The following is a 12,183-nucleotide window of genomic DNA, read 5'->3' on the forward strand; positions in this document are numbered from 1 at the left end:
AGCCCGGCGAGGGGCGGCGGCGGTGGTGCTGCGGGAGTCCGGGGAAGCGCCCGTACCGGTGAGGGCGCTGGCCGCGGCCGAGGAGTGCGGGATCGCGCTGCTCGCCCGGGCGGAATGGGCGGACTGGGGTGACGCCATCGCACTGCTGCGCTCCGCGACGGCGTTCGCCTCCGCCGGCCGGGGCGACCTCATGGCCGACTCCGCCGCGGACGGGGGACTGACCGCTCTCGCCACGGCCACCGCCAGGCAGTGCGGGGGCTCGATCACCGTGGAGGACACCCAGTTCCGTGTGCTCGCCCACTCGGCTACGGGTCCCGACGCGGACGGGGTGCGCCGGTCGACGATCCTGGGAGGCCGGGTCCCCGACGGGCGTGTCGCCGAGTTGCGCCGCAGTGGGCTGCTGCGCGCGCTGTGGACCTCCGAGGACGTCATCCACCGGCCCGCCGACGGTGACAGCCCGGAACGCCTCGTCGTCGCCGTCCGCAGCGATGGCGAGATGCTGGGTTCCCTGTGGGCGGCAGCCGACGGTCAGCGCCTCTCCTCCGACGCGGTGCAGGTGCTGCGCCGTGCCGGTGCGCTCGCCGTGCCCCATCTGCTGCGGCACCGGCTGCGTGAGAGCGGCACCGTGCGGCGGGAGGCGCACGCCCTCCGCGGCCTGCTGCACGGAAACGGTGACCGGCGGGCCCACCTGTGGTCGCTCGGCCTGCCGCCCGACGGCCCCTGCGCCGTCGTCGCCGCCGTACAGGACACCCCTGCGGACCGCCGGGGATCCGAACGGACCCTGGAGGCGCTCGCCGTCCAGGCCACCGTGTTCCGTTCGACGGCCCGAGTCCTGCGCGAACAGGACCAGGTCGCCGTGCTGCTCCCCGTGAACGACGGTGGCGGCCCGCGGGATGCCCTCGCCCTGGCCAGGGAGCTCGACACGCTGGCGGCAGGCATCCCCGATGCCGCACCCGTGCGGATCGGTGCGGGGCGGACCGTGGCATCCGGCCTGGACGCGTCGCTCTCGTACGGGGAGGCCCTCATGGTCGTGCGCGCACTGCGCGACCGGGAGGCCAGGAGGCGCGACAAGCATCCGGTCCGGCACGCCGGACCCGGTGACGTGGGGCCGACCATCGACGCCCTGCACCTGCTCGACGCGGTGCGCCCCGTGTGGGAGTCGGGTACCGGCCCGGTGCACGAGCTGATCCGTACGGACCTCGCGGCGGGCGGCGACCTGGTGCGTTCCCTCGCGGCCTACCTCGAGACCGGTGGGGACGTCCCGCTGGCCGCGCGGCGGCTGGTCCTGCACCCGAACACCCTCCGGTACAGGCTGCGCCGGGCCCGCGAACGGTTCGGCATCGACCTCGACGACCCGGACACCCGGCTGGTCCTGGCCCTGGCGGTGCGTCTGACCGCCGCGCTTTGAGCTGATTTCGCCCGGTGTTCGTCCGATACGCCAAGAAACTGGCTGTGCTTTGTATCCGGCGACGAAGACGGGCGGTGGGCGTGGAGGCCAACCTTTCCGTATCCCGCCACTCCGCTCGCGCACCCGTGGCACAGCCTCACCGGAAAGTCCCCCGTGACATCTGCCAGCGACATCTCCCCGGAAGCGTTCTTCCCCCCGGTCCCCGCCGGCCCCGACTCCGGCGTACTCACCCCGGCACAGCGCGTCTCCGCCGTGATGCGCAGGGCCGTCGCCACCGGACTCGTCGGAGAGGAGCAGCCGGTCGCCGGGTTCCTCGACACGGACGGGATCCGGGCCTCGGTCGAAAGCCTCGACGCCGCCTTCGCCCACGCGCCCGACGTCCTCCACACCTTCGCGGTCAAGGCGGCGTCCCTGGTGCCCGTCCTCCGGCTGCTCGCCGGGCTCGGCATGGGCGCCGAGGTGGCGAGTCCGGGCGAGCTGCGCATCGCGCTCGACGCCGGGGTCGCGCCCTCGCGTATCGTCCTCGACTCGCCCGCCAAGACCAGGCAGGAGATCAGCGAGGCCCTCGCCCTGGGCGTGGCGGTCAACGCCGACAACCTCGACGAACTGCGCCGCATCGACGTACTCCGCCCCGAGGGCAGCACGTCGGTCGTCGGACTGCGCGTCAACCCCCAGGTCGGCGGCGGCTCCATCGGGGCGATGAGTACCGCCACCGCCACCTCGAAGTTCGGTGTGGCGCTCCGCGATCCCGGCGCGCGCGACCGAGTGGTGCGGGCCTTCGCCGAGCGCCCGTGGCTCACCCGGCTCCACGCACATGTGGGTTCCCAGGGATGCCCCCTGGAACTCATCGCCGAGGGCGTCGCGGAGACGTACCGGCTGGCCGAGGAGATCAACCGGACGCTGGGCGCCCGGCAGATCACGAGCCTCGACATCGGCGGGGGGCTGCCCGTCAACTTCTACGACGACGAGACGCGGCCGACCTTCGCCGCGTACACCCGTGCGCTCGGCGCGGCCGTCCCCGGTCTCTTCGACGGCCGCTACGCACTCGTCACGGAGTTCGGCCGCTCACTGCTCGCCAAGAACGGCTTCATCGGCGCGCGCGTGGAGTACACCAAGGAGGCCGGCGGCCGGCGTATCGCCGTCACCCACGCGGGAGCGCAGACCGCCACGCGCACCGTCCTGATGCCCGACGCCTGGCCCCTGCGGGTCGGTGCCCACGACGCCGACGGCAACCCCCGGACCGGCGCCCCGCTGCGCCAGGACATCGCGGGCCCTTGCTGCTTCGCCGGTGACGTCGTCGCACACGGCCAGGAACTCCCGGAGCTGCGGGAGGGCGACTTCGTCGTCCTCCACGACACCGGCGCCTACTACTTCTCGACCCACTGGGCCTACAACAGCCTGCCCAGGCCCGCAGTCCACGGTTTCACGGCCGACGGGTCCGGCGGCGTACGCCTCGCCACGGTCCGCGCCGCCCAGACGCTCGACGAGATAGCGGCGGAAAGCGGCCTCGCCCACGCCGGCGCACTGGTCTCCCTGGCGGCCCCGGGAGGGCTCTGAGCCACGGTTCAGGCCTTCCCGCCCGGACCCGCGGGAGCAGGATGCCCGTCCCCTACGGCACCCGCGCCGTCCACTCCTCGGTGGCGAACTTCGTCTGCACCAGCTCCTCCGCCCGGGCCAGCTCCTCCGTGGTGACGTCACCGGTGGTCAGCCCGTAGCGGTCGCGGAAGGAGGCGATCATGTTCTCGATCACCTGCTCACGGGCGAGGCCGGTCTGACGGCGGAGCGGGTCGACGCGCTTCCTGGCGCTCTTCGTGCCCTTGTCGGACATCTTCTCCCTGCCGATGCGCAGGACCTTCACCATCTTGTCGGCGTCGACGTCGTACGACATGGTCACGTGGTGCAGGACGGCTCCAGGGCCGCCGTCAGGGCCGACCGTCCGCTTCTGCGCGGCACCGGCGATCTTGCCGGCGTCGGTGGCGATGTCGTTGAGGGGCTGGTACCAGGCCTTGATTCCCATGTCCGCGAGTGCGCCCAGGACCCAGTCGTCGAGGTAGGCGTAACTGTCGGCGAAGGAGAGGCCCGACACCAGCGACTCCGGCACGGACAGGGAGTAGGTGATCGTGCTCATGGGCTCCACGAACATGGCCCCGCCGCCGGAGATGCGGCGCACCACGGTCATCCCGTGCTTCGCCGCCTCACCGGGGTCCACCTCGTTGCGCAGCGACTGGAAGCTGCCGATGACCACGGCGGGCGAGGCCCATTCCCAGACCCGCAGTGTGGGCGCCCGCCGCCCGGCGGCCACCTCGGCGGTCAGGACCTCGTCCAGCGCCATGTGCAGGGCCGGGGCCTGCGGCCCCATGCGCACCAGCCGCCAGTCGTAGTCACCCCACTCGGTCGCGTGGGCCAGGGCCCGCCTAACGGCGATGCCGACGCCCTCGGCGGTCAGTCCGAGCATGACGGTCGACTCCGGCAGTGCCGCCGTGATCCGGGCCGCCAGGCCGGCGGCGTCCGTCGAGGAAGGGGCGCCCTCCAGGGCTCCGTCGATCGCGAGGATCGCCTCGTCGGGCTCCAGGAAGAAGTCCCCGGCGACGCGCACGCCGCTCAGCCGGCCTTCCCGGACGTCCAGATCCACGACGACAAGCTTGCCGCCGGGCACTTTGTACTCGCCATGCACGGCTTCGTTCCCTTCCGGTGCGCGGCGATCCTGAGCCTGTTGCTCCGACATCCGCATATACGCGCACATACTTCGCATCGCACCTTAACGCCCGCTCGTGACGAGGTGCTATGCAGCCTCCCGTCCGGTAACTGCGCGGCACCTCGCGGGAACTGACCGGCCGGAATGAGGCCGGGTCCACCACTGCGCGCCGAACCCTTGCCGGGAAGCTGTACGAACTGCTGTTGTGTACCCGCAGGCCACAGGCACGGGCGGCGGGCTCGGGTGAGGGGCACGGCGTTCACGGGAGTGGTGACGAGATGAGCTCAGAAGCAGATCAGGGGCAGGACGTCAGGGGGACGCGTCACGAGCGCCTGCCCGGGGGGCTGGCCGATGCGATACGCACGACGGCCCAGGAGATCGCGGAGCTGTTGCGAGGTGCCCCCGACACCGGCGCTCCCGTACCGGGACTGGTGTGGACGGTGGGGGAGGTGGGCGCGCACCTGGCGCAGGCCAACGAGCTGATGGCAGAGGTGGCCGCGGGACGGACCCACCGTCACGGCGACGGCACTGTGCAGGGCATCGCCGCAGCCAACGAGCTGGCCCTCGCAGCGTTCGGTGAGCGGGAGGCGGAACCCCTGGCCGCGATGATCGTGACACAGGCCGGCGCGTACCTGGACGCGGTGGCTGAACACCCCGCGGACGAGACGCTCATGACGCCGATGGGCCCGATGAACCGGGTGGTCCTCGGCTCGTACCTCCTGACGCACATGCTCGGCCACGGCTACGACCTGGCCCGCGCACTGAAGCGCCCGCACATGGTCGACCGGGCACGGGTCGTGCTGACGCTCCCCTTCATGGTCGAGGCCATGCCGCGGGTGACCGACCCCGCGGCAGCGGCAGGGCTGAACGCCCGCTACGCGGTCCGGCTGTGGGGCGGCGGCCGATTCGGGGTGACGTTCACCGACGGTACGGCGGCCGTGGGCCACGAGTTCCCCGACCGCCCGGACTGCACGATCTCCATCGAACCGGTCACGTTCCTGCTGATGGCGCTCGGCCGCTGCTCGCCGGTGGGCGCCATGGCCAGGGGGCGGGTCTTCGCCTGGGGCCGCAAGCCGTGGATGGGGCCGCGGTTCCCGGAGTACTTCAAGGCTCCGTGAAGGCGCCGGGGCCTGCGCGGGGACCCCGGCGGACTGCCGAACTCAGCCTGAACCCCGGTTACGTACGATCCGCGGACGCACCACGGAACCAGAAACTCAGCACGCCGAAGCAAGGAGCCGCACCCGTGTTCACGACCCGCCCCACCCTCCAGGGCACCTTCGGCATGGTGTCCTCCACCCACTGGCTCGCCTCGCAGTCCGCGATGGCCGTCCTGGAGGACGGCGGCAACGCCTACGACGCGGCCGTCGCCGCCGGGTTCGTCCTGCACGTCGTCGAGCCGCACCTCAACGGCCCGGCCGGCGAGGTCCCGATGATCCTGGCCCCGAAGGACGGCGAGATACAGGTGCTGTGCGGCCAGGGCCCCGCCCCGGCCGGCGCATCCGCCGCGCACTACCGCTCCCTCGGCCTCGACCTGGTCCCCGGCACCGGACCGCTCGCCGCCGCCGTGCCCGGCGCCTTCGACGCCTGGATGCTGCTGCTGCGCGACCACGGGACCAAGAGCCTCGCCGAGGTCCTGCGCTACGCGATCGGATACGCCGAGGACGGCCACGCCCCCGTCGAGCGCGTCGGCCGGACCGTGGAGACCGTGCGCGAGCTCTTCGAGACCGAGTGGCCGGCCTCCGCCGACGTCTACCTCCCCGGAGGAAAGGCGCCCGAGCCCGGCAAGCTGTTCCGCAACCCTGCCCTCGCCGCCACCTGGCGCCGCCTCATGGCCGAGGCCGAGGAGCAGGGCGGCCAGGACCGTGTCGCGCAGATCGACGCCGCCCGCGATGTCTGGCGCACGGGTTTCATCGCCGAGGCGCTGGTCCGTCAGGCCGCCGTCCCCACCATGGACACCAGCGGAACCCGCCACACCGGCACCCTCACCGCCGCCGACCTGGCGGGCTGGTCCGCGACGTACGAGGCGCCCGCCACCTACGACTGGAACGGCTGGACGCTGGCCAAGGCGGCCGGCTGGAGCCAGGGCCCCGTCTTCCTCCAGCAGCTCGCCCTCCTCCCGGCCGAACTCCCCGCCTACGGCTCCGCCGACTACGTACACCTGCTCATCGAGGGCTGCAAACTCGCGATGGCCGACCGCGAGGCGTGGTACGGCGACGCGAGCGGCGTACCGCTCGACATGCTGCTCTCGGCGCCGTACAACGACGAACGCCGCGCGCTGATCAAGGACACCGCATCCCTGGAGCTGCGCCCCGGCAGCCCCGGGGGCCGCACCCCGGTACTCAGCGCGCACGCCCACGCCGTCGCCTCCGGCTTCGACGCCGTGGGTGTCCCGGTGGCCGGAGCGGGCGAACCGACCGTGGCCAAGGACGGTGCGACCCGGGGTGACACCTGCCACCTCGACATCGTCGACCGCTGGGGGAACATGGTCGCCGCCACCCCCAGCGGCGGCTGGCTCCAGTCCAACCCGGTCGTGCCCGAGCTCGGTTTCCCGCTCGGCACCCGGCTGCAGATGGCCTGGCTGGACGATGGCCTGCCGAACACACTGACCCCCGGCCGCCGTCCGCGCACCACACTGACCCCGTCCCTCGCCCTGCGCGACGGAGTCCCCGTCATGGCGTTCGGCACGCCCGGCGGTGACCAGCAGGACCAGTGGCAGGTGCACTTCTTCCTGGCCGTGGCGCTGCGCGGCCAGGTACGCGGCGGCCTCGACCTCCAGGGCGCCATCGACGCCCCGAACTGGCACAACGACGGTTTCCCGGGCTCCTTCTTCCCGCGCGGGATGCGCCCCGGCAGCGTCACCGTCGAGGAGGGCATGGACCCGGAGACCGTCGCGGAGCTGCGCAGCCGCGGCCACGACGTCACGGTCGGCGACCCCTGGTCCGAGGGCCGGATGTGCGCCGTCGCGAGGGACCCGGAGACCGGCGTCCTGTCCGCCGCCGCCAATCCCCGCGGAATGCAGGGCTACGCGGTCGGCCGCTGACCACCTGCCCGGGGTGCCTCCGGCGGACCATGCTTAGCTGGAGTCATGATCGATGACTTCTTGTACGGGACCGCCGGGCACGCCGGGCCGATGGCCGAGGTGGAAGCGGCGGTCCGGGCAGCGGCCGCCGCCGAGATCATGCCGCGCTACCGTCAGCTGGCCGCACACGAGATCGTCGAGAAGAGCGGCCCGCACGACCTGGTCACCGCCGCCGACCGGCTGGCGGAGGAGCACCTCACCGTTTCCCTGACCCGGCTGCTGCCCGGCTCGGTCGTCGTCGGCGAGGAGGCCGTCCACGCCGACCCGGCGGTCTACGACGCGCTCGGAGGCGACGCACCCGTGTGGATCGTCGACCCGGTCGACGGCACCCGCCAGTTCGTCCACGGCGAACCCGGCTTTTGCACCCTGGTGGCCCTCGCTCAGCACGGAGAGGTGTACGCCTCGTGGACGTACGCCCCCGTGCTCGACGAGATGGCCGTCGCCGTACGGGGCCGGGGCGCCACGCTCAACGGCACGGCCCTGCACAGTGGTTCGCCCGCGCCCGGTGCGGTGCTCAAGGTGGCCATGTCCCACCCCGACTACACCTCCGACGCCCAGAAGCGCGCCCTGCTCGGCCTGCGCACCGACGGCATCGACCCCCGCGCCTGCGGATCGGCGGGACTGGAATACCTCGCCGTCGCGTGCGGCGCGCAGGACGCGGTCGCCTTCAACTGGGAGTTCGCCTGGGACCACGCGGCGGGACTGCTCCTGGTCACCGAGGCGGGCGGCGCCCAGTCGACGCTCTCCGGGGCCCCGTACCGCATCACAGGCGGGAACGACCTGCCGTTCACCGCGGCCAGGGACGAGGCGACGGCGGAGCGGGTCCTTCAGGCGCTGCGGACAGGACGGACGGACTCAGACCCCGCCGTCGGCTGAGGAGCCGGCGGCGTGAAGCACGGCGCGCACCTCGCGGACGACGCCGGCCGCCGTCTCCACCGCCGCCGCGTCCAGGCCCCGCAGGGCCGCGGACACCCGGTCCGCGAAGTCCGCCGGGGTGTCCGGCAGCGCGGCGGCGGAAGCCAGCGCCCCCTTCTCGTTGAGGCACCAGACGCGGTGGTGGGCGTGCAGGGCCTGGGTGAGTATCCCGAAGGCCTTCGACAGGCAGAGGGCGACGTGCAGCGTGTCCCCGGACGGGGCCGACTTACGGGCGGCGTCCACGGAGAACTCCGCCTCCCATGCCGCATCGGTCAGCGCACGGCGCAGGGGCCCGGGGTACACGCGCGTCTCTTCCCGAAGGCGCGCCAGACCGCCGCGCGGGTCCTCCAGCACCAGGCCGAGGGCGACCTCTCCCACGTAACAGGGGGACCAGAAACCAAGCGGGTGGCCGGGCTGGATCCCCACCTCGAAGCGGCCGGCCCGGCAGTCCGACCACACCGACTCCACCCGGTCCAGATCACGCAGGATCCAGTCGACCGCGACGCCGTCCACCGTCAGCCACGCCCCGCCGTTCACCCAGGGGCCCCACTCGCCGGGTCCCGCCACGTCGACCGGTGCCCCCTGGACCTCGGACGCCAGGGCTGTCAGCGCGGACAGGTCGGGGGTGCCCCGGTAGTAGACGCCCAGATCCCAGTCGGAGTCGGGGCGGTGCGTGCCGCGGGCCCGGCTTCCCCCCAGGACGACGGCCTCGACACCCGGCAGCCGGGTGAGACGGGAGGCCATCGCGCCGATGGCGGGGGAGGGCACGCATGCGCTGGTCATCGAGCTGGAGGCTACCCGGGGGTCCGTTGTCGGCGCACCCGAATATCCTGGGTTCCCCGGCCACCGGCTGACAAAGGAGTCCGAAGGTGCCATCGATGCTGGATGCCGTCGTCGTGGGGGCGGGCCCGAACGGGCTGACAGCCGCTGTCGAGCTGGCCCGCCGCGGCTTCGCCGTGGAACTGTTCGAGGCCGGTGAGACCGTCGGGGGCGGCGCACGCACCGAGGAGCTGACCCTTCCCGGTTTCCGCCACGACCCGTGTTCCGCCGTACACCCGCTGGGCATCGGGTCCCCGGCCTTCCAGGCGATGCCGCTCGCCCGGCACGGCCTCGAATGGCTCCATGCACCGCTGTCGCTCGCCCATCCCTTCCCGGACGGCTCCGCCGCGGTGCTCACCGGGTCGGTCGGGGAGACCGCCATGTCGCTGGGCGCGGAGGACGCCGGCGCCTACCGCAGGCTGGTCGCACCCTTCACAGGCCACTGGGACACCCTCGCCCAGGACTTCCTGCGCACCCCGTGGGACGGCCTGCCCCGGGACCCGTACCGCTGGGCGCGCTTCGGACTGGACGCGATCCAGTCGGCCGCGCTGCTCTCCCGGCGATTCCGCGGGGAGAAGGCGCGCGCTCTGATCGCGGGCCTCGCCGGACATGCGATCGCACCAGCCAGTGGCCTCGCGACCGGCGGGATCGCCCTGCTCTTCGCGCTCGCAGCGCATGAGAACGGCTGGCCGGTGCCGCGCGGCGGCTCGCAGGCCATCTCCGAGGCGCTGGCCGCCTTCCTGCGCGAACAGGGCGGCACCATCCGTACGGGCATCGAGGTCAAACGCCTCGACGAGCTCCCGCCCGCCCGCGCGTACGTCTTCGACACCTCACCGACCGCGCTCGCCCGGATCGCCGGACTCGGCGGCGCTTATGACCACTACCGCTACGGCCCCTCCTGCTTCAAGATCGACTACGCGCTCTCGGGCCCCGTGCCCTGGACGGCCGAGGAGGCGCGGCGGGCCGGCACAGTCCACATCGGCCCCTCCGCGGCCGAGATCGACGCGGCCCTGCGCGCCGCCGTGGCGGGCCGCGACCCGAGCGTCCCCTTCCTGATCACCGCGCAGCCCAGCCTCGTCGACCCGAGCCGCGCACCCGAGGGCCGCCACGTCTTCTGGGTGTACGGGCACGTCCCGGCCGGCTGGGAGGGCGACGCCACCGAGGTCATCGAGCGGCAACTGGAACGGTTCGCCCCCGGGTTCCGCGACCTGGTGCTGGCCCGTGCGGTCGCCGGGCCGCCCCAGCTCGCGGTGCGCAACGCCAACTACGTCGGGGGCGACATCGCCACGGGGGCGTTCGCCGGGCTCCAGACGGTGCTCCGGCCCAAGCTCGCCCGGGTGCCCTACGCCACCGCGCACCCCGCGGTCTTCCTCTGCTCGTCGGCCACGCCGCCCGGCCCGGGCGTGCACGGCATGTCGGGGCACCACGCGGCGAAGGCGGTGTGGCGGAGGCTGAGGGCGGCGTAAGTGTTCAGCCCGTGGGTGCCGACACCGGCGTACGCCCGCCCGGCAGCCGGGAGAAGGTGTCGGTGACCTGCCTGCCGCGGCAGGAGACGTTGTCGCGACCGACCCGAACCGGTGTCGGATTTCCGCGCAAGCTCGATGTCGGATTTCCGCCAGCCGTACGGACCGTCCGTGTCCGATGCTTGGACCATGCACACCGACACCGAGCGCTGCGTGCGGGCCGTACAGTCGAAGGACGCCCGTTTCGACGGCTGGTTCTTCACCGCTGTCCTGACCACCCGGATCTACTGCCGTCCCAGCTGCCCGGTCGTGGCGCCGAAGGCCCGCAACATGACCTTCTACCCCAGTGCCGCCGCCTGTCAGCAGGCCGGATTCCGCGCCTGCAAACGGTGCCGGCCCGACACCAGCCCCGGCTCCCCGGAGTGGAACGCCCGCGCCGACTCCGTCGCCCGGGCCATGCGCCTCATCCAGGACGGGGTCGTCGACCGGGAAGGCGTACCGGGCCTCGCCGCCCGGCTCGGTTACTCCGCCCGGCAGGTCGAGCGCCAGCTCCTCGCCGAGCTCGGCGCGGGACCGCTCGCGCTGGCCAGGTCCCAGCGCGCCCAGACCGCCCGGGTGCTCATCGAGACGACCGGGCTCCCCATGGCCGAGATCGCGTTCGCGGCCGGGTTCTCCTCGATCCGTACGTTCAACGACACCGTGCGGGAGGTCTTCGCGCTCGCCCCCGGCGAACTGCGCACCCGCGCCGCGCGAGGGCGCCGCACGCCGGGCAGCCCCGGGGTCATCGCACTCCGGCTGCCGTATCGTGCGCCGCTCAACCCGGGCAACCTGTTCGGCCACCTTGCCGCCACCGCCGTCCCCGGCGTCGAGGAATGGCGCGACGGAGCCTACCGCCGCACGCTCACCCTCCCGCACGGGCACGGCATCGTGGCCCTGTCCCCGCAGCCCGGCCACATCGACTGCAGGCTCTCCCTCTCCGACCCCCGCGACCTCACCCGGGCCATCAGCCGCTGCCGCAGACTCCTCGACCTGGACGCCGATCCGGTCGCCGTGGACGACCAGCTGCGCTCCGATCCACTGCTCGCCCCGCTGGTCGACGCGGCTCCGGGACGCCGGGTGCCGCGCACGGTCGACGCTTGCGAGTTCGCCGTACGCGCGGTGCTCGGCCAGCAGGTCTCCACGGCGGCGGCCCGCACCCACGCGGCCCGTCTGGTCCGCGCGCACGGCACGCCCATCGAGGACCCCGAAGGCGGCCTCACCCATCTCTTCCCGACCCCCGAAGCACTGGCCGGTCTCGATCCGGAGACGCTCGCCCTGCCGCGCAGCCGCCGCACCACGCTCACCACGCTCGTGGCCGCCCTCGCCGACGGATCACTGCGTCTGGAGGAGGGCGCCGACTGGGATCAGGCGCGCACGGAACTGGCCGCCCTGCCGGGCTTCGGCCCCTGGACGGTCGAGGTCATCGCCATGCGCGCCCTCGGTGACCCGGACGCCTTCCTCCCCACCGACCTCGGGATCCGCAGGGCGGCCGAACGGCTCGGCCTCCCGTCGACCCCCGCGGCGCTCACCGCACGTGCCGCGCAGTGGCGCCCCTGGCGGGCGTACGCCGTGCAGTATCTGTGGACCGTCGACGACCACCCGATCAACCACCTGCCCGTCCGAGGACGTGAGGACGAATCATGACCACCGCACCCACGACGACCAGACAGCACACGGTCGTCGACAGCCCGTACGGGCCACTCACCCTGGTCGCGACCGAGGGAGTGCTGTCCGGTCTGTACATGACCGGACAGCACTCCCTCGG

The 12,183-nt window shown here is 73.1% G+C and carries 9 protein-coding genes and 1 pseudogene; 8 read left to right on the forward strand and 2 right to left on the reverse strand.

Features of this window, described 5'->3' with window-relative positions:
• Both BFF76_RS20735 and BFF76_RS20740 read left to right on the forward strand, forming a co-directional pair.
• On the forward strand, positions 1-1,408 hold a 1,408-nt coding region (locus tag BFF76_RS20735), incomplete at its 5' end, for a PucR family transcriptional regulator (RefSeq protein ID WP_107418461.1).
• A 171-nt stretch (positions 1,409-1,579) separates the two neighbouring features.
• Positions 1,580-2,965 carry a type III PLP-dependent enzyme domain-containing protein gene (locus BFF76_RS20740; protein ID WP_065848811.1) on the forward strand — a complete coding sequence of 462 codons (1,386 nt, stop codon included), beginning with the start codon at positions 1,580-1,582 and terminating at the stop codon, positions 2,963-2,965.
• A gap of 52 nt (positions 2,966-3,017) precedes the next feature.
• Here BFF76_RS20740 and BFF76_RS20745 read toward each other — a convergent pair whose 3' ends face one another.
• Positions 3,018-4,082: a lipoate-protein ligase LplAB gene (locus BFF76_RS20745; RefSeq protein WP_065848807.1), complete on the reverse strand. Its 1,065-nt coding sequence runs from the start codon at positions 4,080-4,082 to the stop codon at positions 3,018-3,020.
• 299 nt (positions 4,083-4,381) lie between these two features.
• Here BFF76_RS20745 and BFF76_RS20750 point away from each other — a divergent pair, with 299 nt between their 5' ends.
• The 3 genes from BFF76_RS20750 to BFF76_RS20760 all read left to right on the forward strand — a co-directional run bounded on the left by BFF76_RS20750 (position 4,382) and on the right by BFF76_RS20760 (position 8,058).
• Complete coding sequence (locus BFF76_RS20750) at positions 4,382-5,221, forward strand: maleylpyruvate isomerase family mycothiol-dependent enzyme (RefSeq protein ID WP_065848808.1); 840 nt, start codon at positions 4,382-4,384, stop codon at positions 5,219-5,221.
• A 125-nt stretch (positions 5,222-5,346) separates the two neighbouring features.
• Complete coding sequence (locus BFF76_RS20755; protein WP_065848809.1) at positions 5,347-7,143, forward strand: gamma-glutamyltransferase family protein; 1,797 nt, start codon at positions 5,347-5,349, stop codon at positions 7,141-7,143.
• Positions 7,144-7,188: 45 nt separating this feature from the next.
• Positions 7,189-8,058 carry an inositol monophosphatase family protein gene (locus tag BFF76_RS20760; RefSeq protein WP_065848810.1) on the forward strand — a complete coding sequence of 290 codons (870 nt, stop codon included), beginning with the start codon at positions 7,189-7,191 and terminating at the stop codon, positions 8,056-8,058.
• Here the strand turns inward: BFF76_RS20760 and BFF76_RS20765 are convergent.
• Positions 8,038-8,880: a nucleotidyltransferase domain-containing protein gene (locus BFF76_RS20765; RefSeq protein WP_031089686.1), complete on the reverse strand. Its 843-nt coding sequence runs from the start codon at positions 8,878-8,880 to the stop codon at positions 8,038-8,040. The two genes, BFF76_RS20760 and BFF76_RS20765, sit on opposite strands and share 21 nt — an antisense overlap.
• An 86-nt stretch (positions 8,881-8,966) precedes the next feature.
• Here BFF76_RS20765 and BFF76_RS20770 point away from each other — a divergent pair, with 86 nt between their 5' ends.
• The 3 genes and pseudogenes from BFF76_RS20770 to BFF76_RS33945 form a co-directional block, all read left to right on the forward strand.
• A complete protein-coding gene (locus BFF76_RS20770; protein ID WP_053930782.1) occupies positions 8,967-10,382 on the forward strand; it encodes a phytoene desaturase family protein in 1,416 nt (471 codons plus the stop codon).
• A 186-nt stretch (positions 10,383-10,568) separates the two neighbouring features.
• Positions 10,569-12,062 carry a DNA-3-methyladenine glycosylase 2 gene (locus tag BFF76_RS20775; RefSeq protein WP_031089691.1) on the forward strand — a complete coding sequence of 498 codons (1,494 nt, stop codon included), beginning with the start codon at positions 10,569-10,571 and terminating at the stop codon, positions 12,060-12,062.
• Positions 12,059-12,183: pseudogene (locus tag BFF76_RS33945) on the forward strand (methylated-DNA--[protein]-cysteine S-methyltransferase); the annotation flags it as partial. The gene BFF76_RS20775 and the pseudogene BFF76_RS33945, both read left to right, overlap by 4 nt.

The sequence above is a fragment of the Streptomyces mutomycini genome (genome assembly GCF_001700505.1).
Taxonomy (GTDB): domain Bacteria; phylum Actinomycetota; class Actinomycetes; order Streptomycetales; family Streptomycetaceae; genus Streptomyces; species Streptomyces mutomycini.